The organism is Desulfopila sp. IMCC35006 (assembly GCF_005116645.1).
Taxonomy (GTDB): Bacteria; Desulfobacterota; Desulfobulbia; order Desulfobulbales; family Desulfocapsaceae; genus Desulforhopalus_A.
Genome location: NZ_SWCM01000004.1, coordinates 37353 through 55680, shown reverse-complemented (window position 1 = coordinate 55680; position 18328 = coordinate 37353). Strand labels below are relative to the sequence as shown.

The window sequence follows — 18328 nt, the reverse complement described above, 5'->3', positions numbered from 1 at the left end:
CCTGCTAGCCTATGGCCAGAGAAACGCTTCTTTCCCTCTCTTTTTTCTTATCCAGTCCAGGCTTTGCTGTATTTTGGGCTGACGCACAAGACCATTAATCAGTTTGTTTTTGCCGGGAAAAGAAAGAAGAAGAGCACCGATGAGGATGGTGAGCAGCCCCTGGCCGGGGAGAAAGAGCATGGCTATTCCGGCCAGGACCAGAAGCAGTCCCAGGCCATTGCGAAGTATTGCCATCATGACTGAGGCAAGAGAGGGTGGGGGGGTGCTTCTGTCGTTATGGTATAATTTAAGGAAACAGTCCTGCGCGAGTCTTCCCACCACCCACGGAATAAGTATCAGGCTGAGAATAAAGGTAAAAAAAGACAACAGTGCAAGCCAGCCGAGCAGGGGCTGTAAAAAGCTGAAGTTGACCATGATGCTGTTCATTGGTTGCGTGCGGTAAGAGTGATGGCAACACCATCGATGAGTTTTTCCGGCTCGTCTGGCAGACTGTCCGGTAAAACGGTTGATATTCGTTCCGGCTGTATGGCATTCTGGGTGGTAAGATACTGATATGTAATATCTATTCGTTTATGGGCAAGTTCAAGAAGCATCGCATCGCCGACCACCACCGGGACGGGTTGGAGCGGTTTGAAGTCTGTGAGTGCCTCTGCCGGAATGTCTTGTTCGAAAATTGTTTCGCTTGGTTCGGCACTTTTTTGTCGTTCATCAAGTTGTTTCAGATAAAGATTCTTCTGTTCCTGCCATTTGTTAAAGAGCTTTTCGTTTTCTTTGTCGACGCGCAGTTGTTCAACGGCGGTAAGATTTTTTTTCATTGCCTGACCATCGATTTGTTTGTTCACTCCGCCAGACAGGGTCAGCCCGACACCTGGATGAGCAAGAAGCAATGCGGCGTAACGGTTGAGGGTTTTTTGACCGTTGTCAGTGAGTATGAATTCGCCGGGGCGAAATTCGATGGATTCATTGCCGATAAGATCGGTAAAATCACCAGCGGCCAGCAGCAAAGGAGAAACGGAGCCTTTTAACAGCAATCTCTGCATCGAGGTGGCAAGTTCTTCAACCAGCGAGCTTTGCGCCACCGGTGCTGTCCTGACCAAATTAAACGGGACTTCTATTGTACCCGCAGAGTTTGTCAGCAGGGCGAGAGAAAGAGCCGCACCAGATGACGACGCAGCTGGTTTGAGTCCGGCGAGCGCCAGTGTGCCGGAACTGATATATTGCCGCTCCTGCCAGGCGCAGTCGAGGGTCAGTTGCAGCTGGCCGCTGGTGGTACCTATTTCAGATGTTGCGGCGAGTTGTTTGGCCAAAGATGACAGGGGGAAGTTCTTGAGTAAAAAATGGAATGAGCCATTTTCTTCCTGGGCGAAGGGCTTCATTTTTCCGCTTATGGTAAAAGGACTGTCCGCCAGCTTCCCGGTAAAGGAAAACCTGCTTTCTGCCGACGCAGCTGCGTGGATATTGTTTATGCTTCCGGCAAAGCTCGCACCTTCCGCAAGCCATTCCGGGGTTAACCGGTGATCGAGAACATCTACGGTGCCCGTTGTAAAAGAAATCTCTTCGATGTCAATGACGGAGGCAGGAGACTCCGTTTTAGATGAGGATTGTTTGTCCGTTGCCGGGAGATAATTTTTTAAAACGTCGGAGAAATAGTGCATCGGATCGCTCCCGTTTCTGGTTATCTGCCAGGAGAAACGGGCCCCATCCACGGCAATGAAGGCAGCCCCGAAGTGGAATGGCTCCTTCGTGTAATGCACGTCCTGAAAAATCGATTTTTTCCAGGCAAAGGGCATCTTTTGCGGGCCTTTGCCGGAAACATCGCTCAATTCGAGATCGCCGGCAAAGCTTTTCGCCGGCAGCGAGAACAGTCCTTTCCCGCTCAACTCCCCCTGCACATCGGTCGTCGGTGCTGCACTGCTGAAAAAAGGCTGGATGTCCTTGGCCGGCAGCTGGCGAAACCCAGTTTTGAGGGTGGCTGCAAAAGGGGTCAAGGTAACCTTTCCCTGGGCCTTTATAATGCCGCCGGCCGCCGTTGTCGCCGAAAGAGACAGATTATCCGATGTTGTCGGCGCTGAGTCCAGCGCATTGGCCTTCAGCGATACCTCGGAAAACGTAAGCGACCCAGAGGGTTTTTTCTCAGGTGCGACAAGTACCTTGCCTTCAAAATCCAAGCCATGGAGCCGGTATTTCTTTGTTGTGAATTCGCGGTAAATCTTCGGCAAGCGGCCGTAGATAAACTCGGCTACCCCATTTTGAACCTGAATATTGCCGAACTCGATTGTTTCGTCAATGAGGTTGAGGCCGGTAAATTTGACGACCGGGGCACGCAGGAGGCTTTGCTCCTTATCGAGCAGAGCAAAGTCTTTTAGAGAGACTTCGGCGTCATTGAGTTTATAGCGGATGCGATGCGGCGACTCTTGCCGGGTGTACAGTACGAGTTGTCCTTTCAGCTCGCCGAAGCCCTGTATGTCTTGTATTGTAAAGGGGTGATTGTCGCCGACAGCTTTGAGCAGTTCTTTGCCGTCGAAATTATGCAGGCGGAGCATGCCGGTCAGAGTGTCAGGGGAAGAAAATTTTCCCTGCCAGGAAAAACTGGCCGAGGAACCTGCTCTTTCCCCACTGAGAGTTACGGAATTATTATTTTCCTTTGGCGCTGCCTCCACCCCGGAGTGGTAGTTTTTTATGCTCAGCTGTATGGTTTTCCAGATTGAAGCAGGTTGCTGGTCGTTTTTATGCGGAAAAAAACGGACGACGCCCTTGTCGACCAGAAGCAGTTCAAGTGTCAGCCGGGAAGGCGAATCCTTTTCAGTTGCTGCGCCTTCTGGAGTGGTCTGGGCATCTTTGTGGGTCGTTTGGCCGATATTGTCCAGCAGGGAGTCTCCAAAAGAATTGAGTATTGGTTCTTTCAATGCGACTTCGTTCAGCTGCAGGGTGGCAGACACCGGCTGGAAGCTGCCGCTCACCCGGGCCGTCGGTACGACGACGGTTAGCAATTCGTTCTTTCCGATCAGTTCCGCCCCGGTAATCTGCAGCTGGAAACCGATGGACAGTTTATCGCCGGATGTGTTGTGCGGGGCAAACAGGAGATCGATTTTGCCGCTCGCTGTTCCTTTGGTGCAAGCCATGGGCAGGGTGAAGGGTAAATAGCCTCCATAGGTGGGCAGTTCAAGATCCTGAACGTTTATTGCCAGCCTGGTCTCCTGTTCATCCGGTGTTGTTTGCCCCAGGTTGGTCCTGCCGGAAAGCTCCACTGGGCTGCCGTTTACAACTGCCGAGAAATGGGGGCGAAGGTAGTGGTCGGTTTGAAAAGAGGTATTGGCTAAGGTCGGCAGGTCGAGTTCGATCTTTTCGGCCGTATGGATTTTCCCGGCCGGTTTATCGTTGAAGGTAATCTTGCTGCCGGTAATAGAAATATTATTGAGGGAAAAGAAAAACGGCAGCTCCGATGCCTTGATTAATTCTGCGATGTTTCTGTGCTTATCGGTACCGAAGATTGGCTGAAAATTATACGAGCCGTCGGGCTCTCTGACCACATTAAGTTCTAAGCCGTTGATGGTGAAAGTCTTGCTTACCATATCCCCACGGAATATCGCCAGGGGTGCGATATCGGCCTGCAGCGAGTGCAGAGAGAGAAGAGTGGCACCTGATTCGGTACGAATGCGCCAATCACCCGCCTGCAATCGAAAAGTAAACGGATTGAACGTAACGGTGGCTGGTTCGAGGACCATGGTAGATTTTTCATGGAAATTTGCCGGCAGGATCCTGGTAAGGTAATACGGCACTCCGAGAAAACCCAGGGCGCAGTAGCTGGCAATCAGGATCGCCAAAACACCAGGCAGAATCCAGATCTTGCCAGACGGAGCCTGTCTGGTCGATTTTTTCTTCCTGGCCGATCTTGGGGGCCCTGGCGGTCTGGATGATTTTTCGGCTGGTGGAGGGATTTGTTTTCTGGGCTTCTTGGCAAATGGCGAGGGCTCTGGATCCTGAATGGGAATATTGCCAAAACGATCAGACATAGCAGCGGAATTCAGTTTGAAGAGTTGTTTTGTTCATCAAACAGCAGGTTGACTGCCGTCTGAGAAAGAGTCGGATACCGTTGCGGTTATACATATCGCATTGATACAAATAAGTAAATTGAAGATGTCCCCGGCTGGTTAAATTATTGAAAAGTTCATACTGGCTGTTGTGACTTCAAGATAACACGCATCGGGAGCAGAAGGAAATACGCCGAGTACCGGAAAAATCTGTTACGAGTCAATTGTCCTGTGCTATAGTTTCGCTACGGCGATTTTGCAACGGTTGCGACCTATAAGTTTATCACCCTGCTGGAAATATGAGTCCGGAGAAACGAATAAAACTGGCGATCTGTCTTGTGCTCTTTTTTCTGGGCGCAGGAACCGTCGGCTATACGCTTATTGATGGCTATACGCCTCTCGATGCCTTCTATATGACGGTTATAACCATTACCACAGTCGGCTACGGCGAGATCCAGCAATTGTCTCCGGCGGGCAGGATATTCACTATTTTTCTTATTCTCTCCGGGGTTGGCAGTATTGCCTTTACCGCCGGAGCCTTTACGGAACTGGTCATTGAGCGGTCTGCCAATCCCAATAGATGGAAAAAAGCGATGGATAAAAAGATAGAAAAACTGAAAGGGCATACGATAATCTGCGGCCATGGCCGGGTCGGCGCGGCAGCGGCAGAATACTTTAAAAAAAATCATGCCCAGTTTGTCATCATAGAAAATTCGCCTGAAGGCGTGGAAGAACTGCAGGAGCTCGGTTACCATTTTATTCAAGGCGATGGAACCCGCGAAGAAATACTGCTCAAGGCCGGTATAAAAAGAGCCTCTTCGGTTCTGGCAGTGTTGAATTCCGATCCGGACAATCTTTTTGCGGTACTCACCGCCCGCGAACTCAACCCGGTGCTGCATATAATTGCCAGAACAGAGCATTCCTCCTCGGAATCGAGGATGTTGCGGGCCGGTGCGGACTCGGTCATCTCCCCGTTTGTCGCTGCCGGGCAGAGAGTTGCCGAGAGCCTGCTCGCAAAAGGCACAACTTTGAGCAAACATCTGGACAGCATTGATACGAGTCTTGTTAAACCTGAATGGATGCAGGTCTCCGAACAATCGCTGTTAACGGGAAAATCCGTGGCGGATGCCGGCAACATATTGCACGGCAGCATCATCGGGATTCGGCGGGAGACAGCTGATGCCCTTCTTCCGGCAACGGATATGCTTCTCGAACTCGGCGATAACCTGCTCATTCTGCGTGATCCGATTCGCGTCCACTCCGGAGTTGTCACCGTCCAGCCGAAAAAAATTGTCTTTATTGATGATAATCCTGTAATATTGAGACTGTACACCCGGCTTTTTCAGAAAGCCGGGTTTAATATTATGGGTGCTGCGACCGGACAGGAAGGGTATGATCTGGTCGTAAAAGAGATGCCTGATGGTGTGGTGGTCGATTTTCATCTTCCGGATACGACCGGGCTCGTCATCTGCGAAAAAATTAAGGCCCTTTCCGGAACGGAAAATATGAAGCTCTTTCTGTTTACGGCAAATGAACAGGAGGATGTCAGAAAAATGGCAAAAGCGGTCGGAGTGGAACGGGTCGTCGTGAAAAGCCCCGATGCCGGAGAGATCGTGGCCCTGGTTTCCAGTGATCTTGGCTGATTCATATGCAGAAAAATGAATAAAATCTTTAAATATCTGTAATATATATGTAGATATATAGGGAATGCTTGAAAAAGCAGGTCCAGGTATACGGGAAGGCATGCGGAGCATCTCCTCTTGTATACTTATAATCAGAGCCGCAGGCAAAGGAACAAGAAACTTTGATGTCGAAGCACATATCTTCATACCCTATCGGAAACTCAACAGCACAAAACATTCATGCTTGACATCTTCAATTATTTTCGCTGGCAGGACTGTGTCGATATTCTGGTGGTGGCATTCGTTATACACCAGCTTATAACCATCATCAGGGGCACGCGGTCAGTGCAGATGGTTGTCGGGCTCGGCATTCTGACCCTTGGATATTTTCTCGCCAGCGTCTTTGATTTAGCAACGTTTAAGTGGATCATGCAGACATTTTTGAGTTCGATCCTGCTGATCATTATAATCGTTTTTCAGCATGATATCAGGCGGACCCTGATAAGTGTCGGGAAGTCTCCGTTTCATAAACAGACCGATGTCGCGGAGAAAGAGCTTGAGGAAATCATCCGCACCCTCTTTTATCTGGCCAAAAGGCGTATCGGCGCGCTGATCGTCATTGAGCGAGAGACCAATCTCGGCGATTTTATCGAATCCGGTTTTGAGCTGGATGCCCGGCTCACCAAAGAGCTGCTCATCTCGATCTTTATGCCCGCCTCGCCGCTGCATGACGGCGCTGTCCTGATCAGTGTCGGCAGGGTGCAGCATGCCGGCTGTATTTTACCGCTTACCCAGAATCCCTATATCAACAAGCGATACGGCACCCGGCATCGGGCGGCCATCGGCCTGACAGAGGAAACCGATGCGGTGGTTCTGGTTGTGTCTGAAGAGACCCAGGAAATTTCCATCGTCCGCCATGGTGCATTGACAACTGTTGAAGATGAAATCAGTCTGACGAATAGTCTGAAAGCAATCTTTATCGCCAAGGCAGGTCACTCCTCCTCCTGGAAAAATTGGCTGAATAAGAGATGAATAGAAAACTTCGTTTAATATTACTCAAGCTCAGAAGAGTTAATCTGACCAATCTGGTTTCAAAAGACTGGGTGCTGAAGTTTATTTCCCTGGTTCTGGCAGTCGTTCTCTGGTATTTCGTCGGCGGGGAAGACAGGGTTAATAAAAATGTGATGATTCCGATAGAAATTATCAACCTGCCGCGGGATCTGGTCATTTCCAATCAATTTAAAAAAGAGATAGAAGTGACCGTGAGTGGCCCCCGGTCGATTATCCAGGAAATGAGCAGCCGGGCTATAACCAGGCAGGTCGATCTTTCATCGGCCACGCCGGGAACAATGGTTATTGAGAATGACAACGATCATATCCCGGTCCCGAGGGGAATCACCGTCCAGCGGGTGCAGCCGTCATCTATTATCCTGTCGCTGGATAAACTTATTCAGAAGAAGTTTCCGGTTTTTGCCAAAACGGTGGGCAAGGTAGCCGATGGATACTTTGTCAAAATGCTCAAGATGGATCCGGAATCCATAACCATTACCGGCCCTCTCACCACCCTTTCCCAGGTTGATGAGCTCTATACCAGGCCAATCAACCTGGAAGGAGTGAAGCAGTCGATCCAACTCCAGGTGCCTCTGGCGCTGGAGCCGGCGATCGTCGAACTTATCGGGGAAACCTCGGTGACCGCCGACCTTTCCATTGGGATGGTGACGGTGAAAAAAATCTTGGATGGAATGGAAGTACATGCGAGCGTCGATGGGGTAAAACGTGATGTCAGACCAAGAACAGTGCAGGTGACCGCGAATATTCCTAAGAAATATCTCGACAAGAACCTTGATCCAAAGAGCCTTCTTATCGTGACGGCGGTGGCGCAGGAGAGCGGAGGGCCCTTGAAGGTACAGGTTCAACCCCGGGCCGAAGTGGAACTGCCGATCGACATTCTGGCTATTGTGCCGAGTGAAGTCTCGCTGACTGACGGCAAATCCCATCCAGTACAGAAGGCTGTGGTGACGCCCAAACAGACTGAAGAAAAAAAAGCCAGCCCGCTGCCGGAAGAACAAATAAAGAGTGAAACGCCTCAACCAAGCGCTGCCGATATAGATGAGAGCGACGACACGGGAGTCTTGTTGCGCAAGGTACTTAAGAATCAAAAAAATAAACGAAAATTGACTGAATAATGCGAAAATTATTTGGAACGGACGGAATCCGCGGCGTGGCGAATATCTACCCCATGACCACAGAAATAGCCATGCAGGTAGGTCGCGCCATAGCCTTTATCGTCAAAGATAAGGCCAAGGGGCATCGGATAGTAATAGGCAAAGACACCAGGCAGTCCTGCTATATGCTGGAGAATGCACTGGCGGCAGGAATCTGCTCAATGGGCGTTGATGTATTGCTGGTAGGACCGCTGCCTACGCCCGGAATTGCCTTTATCACCACCTCGATGCGCGCCGATGCCGGGGTGGTCATTTCGGCCTCCCACAATCCTTTTCAGGACAATGGCATCAAGATTTTTTCCAGCGATGGCTATAAGCTGCCCGACGAGGTGGAGGCGGAAATTGAAGATCTGATTTTTTCCCAGAAGATGGAAGCACTGCGACCGGTGGCCGATGAGGTTGGCAAAGCCACCCGGATCGATGACGCCAAGGGGCGATATATAGTTTTTTTGAAAAATGCGTTTCCGAAAAACTATACCCTCGATCAATTCCATATAGTGCTCGACTGTGCCAACGGCGCCACCTACGGCGTTGCCCCCCATGTCTTCACCGAACTCGGGGCCAGGGTGACTACCTTGTCCACCACCCCCGACGGTAAAAACATCAACCATGAATGCGGCGCCCTGCACCCGGAAAAGATGGCAGCCAAGGTAAAAGAACTTGGCGCCGATATCGGCCTGGCCCTTGATGGCGACGGCGACCGGCTGATCGTTTGCGACGAAAATGGTCAGATCGTCGGCGGTGACCATGTCATGGCCGTCTGTGCCGAGGAACTGCTCAAACAACGGAAACTGAAAAAAAAGACGCTGGTTGCGACGGTCATGTCGAATATGGGCCTGGAAATCGCCATGGAAAAGATGGGCGGCAAAATGGTCCGGACGGCCGTTGGCGATCGATATGTAGTCGAATGCATGCGAAAGAAAGGCTATTCCTTTGGCGGCGAGCAATCCGGCCATCTGGTTTTCCTGGATCAGGTGACCACGGGCGACGGCATTCTTGCGGGCCTGCAGCTGCTGGCCGTCATGAAAAAGCGCCAGAAACCGCTATCCGAGCTGGCAAGAGTCATGGAGAGTTTCCCCCAGGTGTTAAAAAATGTGCGGACGTCGAGGAAAATTGAGGTGGCGTCGATTCAAAATTTCCCAGAGACGGTTGTAAAGCTCGAACAAAAGCTCGGCCGAACCGGGCGCATCCTGGTCCGGCCTTCCGGAACCGAGCCGGTTATCCGGGTTATGGTCGAGGGGCAGGATGAGGCTATTATCAATGAAATGGCTGATGAGCTGTGTGGTCTGGTCCAGTCTGCCGACCGGAACTGAAAAGGGCAGGGTGCCTCTGTCCACTGGTTCCCATGTGCTACATGGGAACCAGTACAGGATGGCCTTCCTCTGCTGAAAATATTCTTATGGTAAATCTGTTAAAATAATCCTAAGTTGTTCTTTGAGTGGCGGAAGATCGTTCTCGACAACATTCCACACGGATTCTAAATCTATCCCCATATAATCGTGGATGAGCACATCTCTTAATCCCGCAATATTTCTCCATGGAATATTTGGATATTGTTCCTTGAGCGATTGGCTCAGTCGTTTGGTTACTTCACCAATTATCTCAAGATTTCTTATTATAGCATCATGCCAATGGGATACAGTTATGAACGTTTCTTTCCCTACAGCAGCATATGATTCAATTTTGGTTATGGAATCTCTTATATGACAGAGGTAAACAAGGTCACTTTTCATAGCGGTACTGCTTCCTTGATTATTTTTTCCGCCAGATAGGGAGATAATCCTTTTGCAGAAACCACGTCAACGTTGCGCCCAGTTAAATCTTCAATCTCGTATTTCATTGAAATGATGTCTAAAAGAGACCGTTTTGGATCGAGTTCGATAAGAAGATCAATGTCGCTGGAAATGGTTTCTTCCCCCCGTGCAAATGATCCAAAAACACGGACCGATCGGGCTCCATGACTGCAGGCAATTTTATTGATGTCTTTCTTGTGCTTAGATAACAACATGCTTTTCATGCTTTGTCTCTCATCTAAAAATTAAAGGGCGATAAGCTTGACCCGATGTGTATTATTTTTTGTGATTACCACTAAACTTCAGCTGCATGGGGATATGAGGAGCCCTTTGCACGGGTGTTCCGCAGCCTGGATGGCTGCGGTCAAGCCTCCAGGGATGGGTTTATGGCGTCCCGTGAAATGGGCTCCTCATATCCCTCTGTACCTTCTAAGCTGAACTTTAGTGGTAATCACATTATTTTTTTAATAATAAACCTATAATACCTGGCGCTATGTTTATCAAGAAGCATATAAAAGGGGTCAGGTTTGACAAACGGAGAGACCCGGTACAAAAGGGACTGTCGTAAATTATTTGTACACTCATCATCCGTTCTGTGGACCAGCAATTGTAAAAGAAATGTGTGTCAATCCTAAATGAAAAAGACGTACAGGTTGCTGTCACCACAAAACATAAGGTGATATCCTGCCCCAGGAAAATGAAGATGACGTTATACGGGACATGCGAGGTGTGCACTGTAAAATCTCCATCTGCCCATGTTGGCCTCTTCTTGAAATAAAAATTTGTATTATGTTCATATTTTGTCTACAATTTTTCAGAGAGTCGCCATTTGTAAATAATTCAGGGAGCGCGTATCGTGAGTGATACTAAAAAGGCAGCAGCCATCACTGTCACCGTGCTGATACCAGCCTATAATGAAGAAAAAAGTATCGGCAATACCGTACGCCGAGTGAAAGAACTGCATCCGGATTTCGAGGTGCTGGTGATAGATGATGGCTCAACTGATCAAACCATGCAGATGGCAATGGATGCCGGCGCCAATGTCTGGCCGCATCCTTACAATATCGGCAATGGCGCTGCGATAAAATCCGGCTTGCGGGTGGCCAAAGGTGAATGGATTGTGATGATGGACGCGGACAGTCAGCACAATCCTGAAGATATTAGTCGATTGCTCGAGTACAAAGACCAGTATGACATGGTTATAGGCGCCAGAACAAAGGGTTCTGAAACTGCGTTGCATCGTGACCTGGCCAATTATGTTTATAATAAATTTGCTACATATGTGACGAAATTTAAAATTGACGATTTAACCTCAGGCTTCAGACTGGTCAGAAAAAGTACTGCCGGTCAATACATCTATCTCCTGCCAAACACTTTTTCGTATCCAACCACCCTGACCATGGCGTACTTGCGAAGCGGCAGAAGCATCAAATACTTGCCCATTGAAGTGAAAAAAAGAGTGGGGAAGAGCAAAATAAAGCTGGTAGAAGATGGGATACGTTTTTTCCTGATTATCTCTAAAATTGCCACACTCTTTTCCCCGTTTCGTATTTTTTTACCTATCAGTATTATTCTATTCTGCATTGGATTCGCCTATTATTTTTTTACCTTTGTCACTCAGGGGCGCTTCACTAATATGTCAGCCCTGCTCATTTCAACTTCGATCATCGTCTTTATGATAGGCTTAGTTTCAGAACAAATTTCTCAGATGCGATACGAGAAGGTTGGATAGGATGCTTCTGTATGGAACATGATATTGATGAGTCTATAAATGTCATGATGGTCAGCACATCATATCCTGAAAACCCGAAAGACTGGAAAAGTGTTTTTGTGAGGCAATTGCTGCAAGCTCTTTCCAATAGAAATGAGCTAAATATGAGCTATTGGGGACCTCCTGGTGATTTGCCGGAGAATGTATCTTATCAATGCCATGAAGACGAAAAAACGTGGTTAGCCTGGCTTATGGAAAAAGGTGGAATAATACACCTTCTGCGTCAGAAAGGCCTTTATCGCTTTACTGCACCTGTTAAACTACTCGTGCTATTGAGACGAGCCTATCAGCGGCAAGAGAATGTGTCGCTTTTTCATATCAATTGGCTTCAAAATGCCTTGCCTTTACATAGATCGAATCAACCAATTGTTGTGAGTGTGCTTGGTAGTGACTTAGGGTTGCTTAGAATTCCTGGATTGACAAGTTTGCTCAGGAAAGTGTTTAAAAAGAGACTTTGTGTCCTTGCACCTAATGCTGATTGGATGAAACAGGACCTGGAAAATCGATTTGGAGATGTTGCGAGGATTATAACTGTTCCGCTAGGGATTAATATCGAATGGTTCAAGGTCAAGAGAGATCTGCCATTAGAGCAACCTCATAAGTGGCTTGTTGTTTCACGGTTGACCGAAAAAAAGATTGGACCATTATTTGATTGGGGAAAAAATATTTTCTGCAACGAAAGTAAGCATGAACTGCATCTTTTTGGACCTATGCAGGAAAACCTGATTATTCCAGAATGGGTGCATTATCATGGATCAACTCATCCGAATGAATTATGTGAAGATTGGTTTCCTAAGGTAACCGGACTTGTAACAATGAGCAGGCACGACGAAGGGCGGCCTCAAGTAATGCTTGAAGCAATGGCAGCCGGTTTGCCTATCATTGCCTCAGATCTGCCAGCGCATAAAGATTTCATCACACACCGTCAGACAGGTTGGTTGGCTGATTCTGAGGACAGTTTTGGCGAAGGCATAGAGTGGCTATCAATTGCTGCCAATAATTCTGAAATTGCTGAGAATGCCCAGGACTGGGTAAGCCGGAAAATAGGAACATGGGATGATTGTAGCAGGCGATATGTGAAGATATATCAAATGCTTTTGGATGGTGGCCAATGACAGCTCAAGGCATTCTCTTACTTGGTGGAGCTGGTTTTGTCGGAAGGGCTTTGACGGCTCGTTTAAAAGCTCTTAACAAAGAATATTACATACTCGGACGTGGTGTAAGGGGGGGACTGGCGAAACCGTCTGAAGAGCATCATATAGCTTCACTTGATAATACTCAGGTCCTCAAAGTATTACTGCCTCGGTGTCGAGTTGTCGTGCACCTTGCCTCAGATACCACTCCGGGTGTTTCAGCTCTACAACCGGCCTTCGAAGCAATGTCAAACTTATTGCCATCTTTGCGATTTCTGGAAATATTGCAGGGTTATTCGCATATTTCCCTGGTTTATGTGTCAACTGGTGGTGCTATATATGGGGATAGTCATGCTGAGAAGATTTCTGAGGATACGCATTCGGCGCCATTGTCGTATTATGGTGCAGGGAAAGCTGCATTTGAGAAGTTCATTCATGCATACACAAAACAAACTGGAAATGGCGCTATTATTCTTAGGCCATCAAACTTCTATGGCCCAGGTCAACCTTACCGGCCCGGATTTGGCATCATACCGACAATATTTCATCACCTGTCTGCTCGGAAAACAATGGAGGTTTGGGGTGATGGAGAAACAGTGAGAGATTATCTTTATTTAGAGGATTTTTTAGATTGCTGTATTCGAGTAATTGATCAATTTAATGTTAATGACAGAGCTGCTATTTATAATGTTGGGTCTGGAGAAGGTAGAAGCTTAAATACATTGTTCAGCATGATAGAGTCGATCTCTGGAAATAGGGTGGAACGAAAGTATCGACCTACCCGAGCCGTGGATGTAAATAGAGTCGTTCTCGATAGTTCGAGAATCCAGAATGATTATTCTTGGAAACCTAAAACGGATTTATACTCTGGTTTGTCAAAAGCATGGACATGGTATCAAACATGTATCACAGCAAAGTAAGTGAAAATGGTTATCTGTGTTCTGTTTGCATTGCGAACTATAATGGTGTGCAATTTCTGGAGAAGTGTATAGACTCCGTGCTTAAACAAGAGGGGGTGCCGGGAATTGTAGAAATTATCGTTCATGATGATGCTTCTATTGATGAATCTGTCTCACTCATTCAATCGCGCTATAGTCAGGTTAAGCTGATAGTGAGTGAGAACAATGTAGGATTTTGTGTCAGTAATAATCGGATGGTTGCTGTAGCCAAAGGGACTTTTATTCTTCTGCTTAATAACGATGCTGTTTTACATAAAAATGCTTTGAAAACGTTGTATAATGCGTCCGAAAAATTTGGTGAAGGTATATTTGGTTTACCACAATATGACGCGGATAGCGGAGAATTGATAGATATCGGCAGTACTTTTGACCCGTTCCTCAATCCTATTCCAAACAAAGATAGAAATCGTCAGGATGTAGGGATGATTATCGGCGCTTGTCTTTGGTTAACAAAGACTTTGTGGGATAAACTTGGTGGTTTTCCAGAATGGTTTGGATCCTTGGCAGAGGATATGTACTTGTGTTGTTCTGCTCGTTTGTTGGGATACCCCGTTAAGGCTCTTTCTGAGTCAGGTTTTGACCACTGGGTTGGAAGGAGCCTTGGTGGTGGAAAGATAATACAAAATAGACGCCTTTCTACGACATTTAGAAGAAGAATAAAGAGTGAGAGGAACAAGACCTATGTGATGCTCATTTGTTATCCTTTGATAAGCCTGTGGTTAATCTTTCCATTACATATCTTGACATTATGCATTGAGGGTATTGCTTTGAGTCTGATTAGAAGGGATCCAAAAATATGGAAAGAAATCTATTGGAATTGTATTAAGGAAGTTTGGTCTAAAAGAACCCGATTATGGCAATGGAGAAGACAAGTCCAACAGCTTAAGTGCCTGCCACAAAGATCATTCTTTTATCCATTCTCTATATTTCCCCATAAACTACGCATGATGTTAAAGCATGGTTTGCCGAATGTTGCAGACTGAGTAGTAATCTTGCGTTGAAAAAAAGCAAATGGTTCTCACTTTTGAAACAACCGCTGATTAGTGTTATTACAGTAGTTTTTAATGGAGCAGATACTATAGAAAATACTTTTGCAAGTGTGTTTTCTCAGGACTTTGATGATTTTGAGTACATAGTTGTTGATGGTGGGTCAAAAGATGATACCGTTGATATTATAAAAAGAAATGAATCCAATTTGGCGTATTGGGTAAGTGAAACTGATAAGGGTGTATATGATGCGATGAACAAAGCCGTACATTTAGCTAAGGGAAAGTGGATTTATTTTTTAGGAGCAGATGATGTTCTGTACAACATTTTAGCAAAAATGGCCTCGTATTTGGTAGATGAAACAACGATTTATTATGGTGATGTATTTAGACCTTTTGCCAAAAGAAGATATGATGGACAATTCTCCGCACTAAAACTGTCATTTAGAAATATATGTCATCAGAGTATTTTTTATCCTCGGTATGTTTTTGAAAAATATTCTTATGATTTGAATTATCCTTTGTTTTCGGATTATGAACTAAATATGCGATGTTACGCAGATCGTGATTTACGTTTTGAGTATGTTCCTCTGACTATCGCTATCTATAATGATGTCGGAGGCTTGAGTCAATCTAAGGATGATGCAAGTTTTATAACCAATAAAATGTCGTTGATTAAAAGATATTTTCCATATTATGTCTTTTACATTGTTTCTGTACGTTTTGTTCTGATCCAAACGCTTGTTTTTTTTAAAATCGACAAATTAGCAATGTCGATGCATCATTATTATTTACGTGTCTTACGGAGACGAACTGATCCGTCGTTTCAAGGAAATAAGAAATGAAGAGAGCAATATTAAAAACTATAAATTTATTTCTAGGTAAATTTGGAGCGAAAATTGTTAGTAACTCTCAGGATCAATTTTCAATGTCGTCCGGTCTTCAACGAATTATTGATCACGGTATCGACGTGAAGAGCATTATCGATATTGGAGCATCAGACGGCAAATGGAGCATGAATGCCTTGCCGTGTTTTCCTGATGCTCAGTTTCACGCAATTGAACCCCTTGAAGAGAGGGAAGAGGCATTACAATATCTCAGGAAAAAACATAAGCGTTTTGACTATGAACTTTGTGTTGCAGGAAATACAAATAATGAGCAAGTGCTTTTAAATGTAGCTAAAGATTTAGACGGCAGTACCGTAGGAGGAAGAGGGGGATCACAGCGATATGTGAAACAAATCACTATTGATAGTCTTGTGAGATCTAAAAAGATATCCGGACCATTTCTCATGAAATTTGATACCCATGGATATGAACTCCCTATACTTGAGGGAGCAAAAGAAACACTTCTGAGTACAAACATAATAATAATGGAAGTGTATAATTTTAAAATAACTGATTCCTCTTTATTTTTTTACGAAATGTGTGGTCATATGAAGAGATTAGGTTTTCAGTGTTTTGATATTGTAGATCCCATGCTACGGTATTATGATAAGGCCTTCTGGCAGATGGACATTTTTTTCTATAGACAAGATTGCAAACTTTTTGATTACAAAGAGTATCGATAGTAATCCCATCTTGGTTTGGATGAAACATCTTAGACGATATTTGTGATCAGAAGAAATAGGTGAATGGTTTTGAAATTTTGTTGCGTTACTCCTTGCTATAATGCTGAGGCACACATTGAACAAACTTTGAAATCTGTTCTTTCTCAAACAGTATTCAAAGATAGATCAAACCAATTGCATTATATTGTAAAAGATGGTGGGTCAACTGACAAAACAATTCAAAAGGTGAAGCAAACCGCCTTTGAGTACAATAACTATCCAAATATAAATATAGAGATTATTTCTCAAGCGGATACTGGTATGTATGATGCCTTAGCAACATCTTTCCGAAATCTTCCTGAAGGAAATGTGTATTCATATATTAACGCTGGCGATTATTACTCATTATTTGCTTTTGAAATTGTTGCTGAAATATTTAAAGTGAATGATGTTCAATTTTTAACAGGATTGAGCTGTGTTTATAACGAAAAAAACCATCTGATTAGCTGTCACCTTCCTTATAAATATAAAAAATCACTAATGCTTGCGGGGTGTTATGGAACAATATTGCCACATGTTCAGCAAGAATCAACGTTCTGGGGGCCTAAGTTACAAAGAATCGTAGATCTGGAAAGCTTGAGAAACACAAGATTGGCTGGAGACTATTTGCTATGGAAAACATTTATAGGATATGAACCACTCTATATCGTTTCTGCCCACCTCGGCGGTTTTAAAATACATAAAGGACAATTGACTGAGAATTCACAGATAGAATATAAAAATGAGGTAAGACAAATAGCAGACAGTAGCTCTCTTATCATATTTTTAACGGCATTGGTTTATAAAATATGTTGGCTGTTTCCAAATAAATTAAAGAAAATCCTATCGAAAAATATATTTTATTATGAACATTTGAGCAAGGTTTACAAAGTGAATCGGTAATTCCTTAGAAAAACTGTTGCACAGATAAATAGAATTCTCAGATTACCCCTGTTCCTCTGCAAGCTTCAATCGCCCCAGTGGATGAGGTAGTGTAGCTGCTGCATGACCAATCTGAAAATTAACCATGGAGCCCATGTAAAAATGGTTATTAAATTGATATTAAGTAGTGCGTTAATCAGTAGACATATGTTATACTCCGTCCATGGATAATTCAGACGGAAGAAAAATTGATCGTAAAGCTCTTGAAGCAATTCGCATCAGGGCTGTCAGGCGTGTTGAGGCTGGCGAGAGTCCCGAAGTTGTAATCAAAGCCCTCGGTTTCACCCGAACGCTTATTTACACGTGGATCGCGAAATACCGTGAGGGCGGCATTGATGCCCTGCGCAGCAGAAAAGCGCCGGGCAAGTCGCCGAAACTGGGCGGCCAACAACTTCGAAGACTCTATCAGATTGTCGTTGGGAACGACCCACGGCAGCTCAAATTTGAGTTTGCTCTCTGGACTCGGGCTATGGTTCGTGAATTTATTATGCGCGAATTCAAGGTGAAAATGAGCGATACGGCTGTAGGTCGGCTGTTGAAGAAGCTTGGGTTGAGCCCACAGCGTCCGACGCGTCAAGCCATCCAGCGAGATGAGCTTGCTGTATTCAAGTGGATGGCGGAGGATTACAAGGAGATACAAAAGCTTGCGAAAAAGCATCAGGCAGAAATTTACTTCGGTGACGAATCGTCTGTCCGTTCTGACTATCATTCCGGCACCACCTGGGCTCCTCGAGGACAAACTCCGGTCGTCAAGACGACGGGAAAGAGACACCGAGTCAACTTGATTTCTGCGATAAATAGTCGTGGTATCATGCGGTTCATGGCTACGGAAGACAATGTGAATGCCGATGTATTCATCAGTTTTTTAAAACGTTTAATATTCAAAGCCTCGAGTAACATTTTTTTGATTGTTGACAATCATTCAGTCCACCGGTCTGAAGAAGTACGAAAGTATGTTGAATCGACGGAAGGCAAATTACGTATTTTCTTCCTTCCACCTTATGCTCCGGAATTGAATCCGGACGAACATGTATGGAATTATTTAAAAAACCATAAAATAGGCCGACAGACGACGAGCGGCGGTTTTGAACTCTATAAGAGAGTCGAAAGCATTATGCGCTCACTTCAGAGGCTACCGGAAAAACTTAAATCCTTCTTCATGCATCCGTGGACAAAATATGCTTCTATGTCTACTGATCAATAGCCGCCTTAATAACAATATTCAGCCAGATAACGTGGAAGATGTCTGGGACTCATTGAATGGTCGGTTCCATGAAG

At 45.5% G+C, this 18328-nt stretch carries 16 protein-coding genes; 12 read left to right on the top strand and 4 right to left on the bottom strand.

The annotated features are described in order from the left end of the window. Positions 1-9 precede the first annotated feature (9 nt). The gene (locus tag FCL47_RS08640; RefSeq protein WP_240744179.1) at positions 10-426 is read right to left on the bottom strand and encodes a PGPGW domain-containing protein; all 417 of its coding nucleotides are present in this window, start codon (positions 424-426) and stop codon (positions 10-12) included. Beyond that, positions 423-4013 (bottom strand): DUF748 domain-containing protein, encoded by a 3591-nt coding sequence (locus FCL47_RS08635; RefSeq protein ID WP_136813100.1) that lies wholly within the window; start codon positions 4011-4013, stop codon positions 423-425. The genes FCL47_RS08640 and FCL47_RS08635 overlap by 4 nt, the downstream gene beginning before the upstream one ends. A gap of 317 nt (positions 4014-4330) precedes the next feature. Here FCL47_RS08635 and FCL47_RS08630 point away from each other — a divergent pair, with 317 nt between their 5' ends. The 4 genes from FCL47_RS08630 (at position 4331) to glmM (ending at position 9191) form a co-directional block, all read left to right on the top strand. Further along, on the top strand, positions 4331-5674 hold the full coding sequence (locus tag FCL47_RS08630; protein ID WP_136813099.1) for an NAD-binding protein: 1344 nt from the start codon (positions 4331-4333) through the stop codon (positions 5672-5674). 219 nt (positions 5675-5893) lie between these two features. Beyond that, entirely contained in the window at positions 5894-6685 is a 792-nt protein-coding gene (cdaA, locus tag FCL47_RS08625) for a diadenylate cyclase CdaA (RefSeq protein ID WP_136813098.1), read from the top strand. Further along, complete coding sequence (locus FCL47_RS08620; protein WP_136813097.1) at positions 6682-7839, top strand: CdaR family protein; 1158 nt, start codon at positions 6682-6684, stop codon at positions 7837-7839. Before cdaA ends, FCL47_RS08620 begins: the two co-directional genes overlap by 4 nt. Beyond that, complete coding sequence (gene glmM, locus FCL47_RS08615; protein WP_136813096.1) at positions 7839-9191, top strand: phosphoglucosamine mutase; 1353 nt, start codon at positions 7839-7841, stop codon at positions 9189-9191. Before FCL47_RS08620 ends, glmM begins: the two co-directional genes overlap by 1 nt. A gap of 84 nt (positions 9192-9275) precedes the next feature. On the opposite strand, the gene FCL47_RS08610 is transcribed toward glmM, so the two are convergent. Then, positions 9276-9611 carry a DUF86 domain-containing protein gene (locus FCL47_RS08610; RefSeq protein ID WP_136813095.1) on the bottom strand — a complete coding sequence of 112 codons (336 nt, stop codon included), beginning with the start codon at positions 9609-9611 and terminating at the stop codon, positions 9276-9278. Continuing rightward, a complete protein-coding gene (locus tag FCL47_RS08605; RefSeq protein WP_136813094.1) occupies positions 9608-9895 on the bottom strand; it encodes a nucleotidyltransferase family protein in 288 nt (95 codons plus the stop codon). The genes FCL47_RS08610 and FCL47_RS08605 overlap by 4 nt, the downstream gene beginning before the upstream one ends. A gap of 632 nt (positions 9896-10527) precedes the next feature. Here FCL47_RS08605 and FCL47_RS08600 point away from each other — a divergent pair. The 8 genes from FCL47_RS08600 to FCL47_RS08565 all read left to right on the top strand — a co-directional run bounded on the left by FCL47_RS08600 (position 10528) and on the right by FCL47_RS08565 (position 18254). Then, complete coding sequence (locus FCL47_RS08600) at positions 10528-11403, top strand: glycosyltransferase family 2 protein (RefSeq protein ID WP_205747262.1); 876 nt, start codon at positions 10528-10530, stop codon at positions 11401-11403. Between the two features lie 11 nt (positions 11404-11414). Further along, a complete protein-coding gene (locus FCL47_RS08595; protein WP_205747261.1) occupies positions 11415-12557 on the top strand; it encodes a glycosyltransferase family 4 protein in 1143 nt (380 codons plus the stop codon). Beyond that, positions 12554-13495: an NAD-dependent epimerase/dehydratase family protein gene (locus FCL47_RS08590; protein ID WP_136813093.1), complete on the top strand. Its 942-nt coding sequence runs from the start codon at positions 12554-12556 to the stop codon at positions 13493-13495. Before FCL47_RS08595 ends, FCL47_RS08590 begins: the two co-directional genes overlap by 4 nt. Further along, on the top strand, positions 13477-14517 hold the full coding sequence (locus FCL47_RS08585; RefSeq protein ID WP_136813092.1) for a glycosyltransferase family 2 protein: 1041 nt from the start codon (positions 13477-13479) through the stop codon (positions 14515-14517). Before FCL47_RS08590 ends, FCL47_RS08585 begins: the two co-directional genes overlap by 19 nt. 14 nt (positions 14518-14531) lie before the next feature. Beyond that, positions 14532-15365 carry a glycosyltransferase family 2 protein gene (locus FCL47_RS08580; protein ID WP_205747260.1) on the top strand — a complete coding sequence of 278 codons (834 nt, stop codon included), beginning with the start codon at positions 14532-14534 and terminating at the stop codon, positions 15363-15365. Then, on the top strand, positions 15362-16090 hold the full coding sequence (locus FCL47_RS08575; RefSeq protein WP_136813090.1) for an FkbM family methyltransferase: 729 nt from the start codon (positions 15362-15364) through the stop codon (positions 16088-16090). The genes FCL47_RS08580 and FCL47_RS08575 overlap by 4 nt, the downstream gene beginning before the upstream one ends. A 63-nt stretch (positions 16091-16153) precedes the next feature. After that, the gene (locus FCL47_RS08570; protein WP_136813089.1) at positions 16154-17011 is read left to right on the top strand and encodes a glycosyltransferase; all 858 of its coding nucleotides are present in this window, start codon (positions 16154-16156) and stop codon (positions 17009-17011) included. Positions 17012-17213: 202 nt separating this feature from the next. Beyond that, positions 17214-18254 (top strand): IS630 family transposase, encoded by a 1041-nt coding sequence (locus FCL47_RS08565; protein WP_136813088.1) that lies wholly within the window; start codon positions 17214-17216, stop codon positions 18252-18254. The last annotated feature ends 74 nt before the right edge of the window (positions 18255-18328 follow it).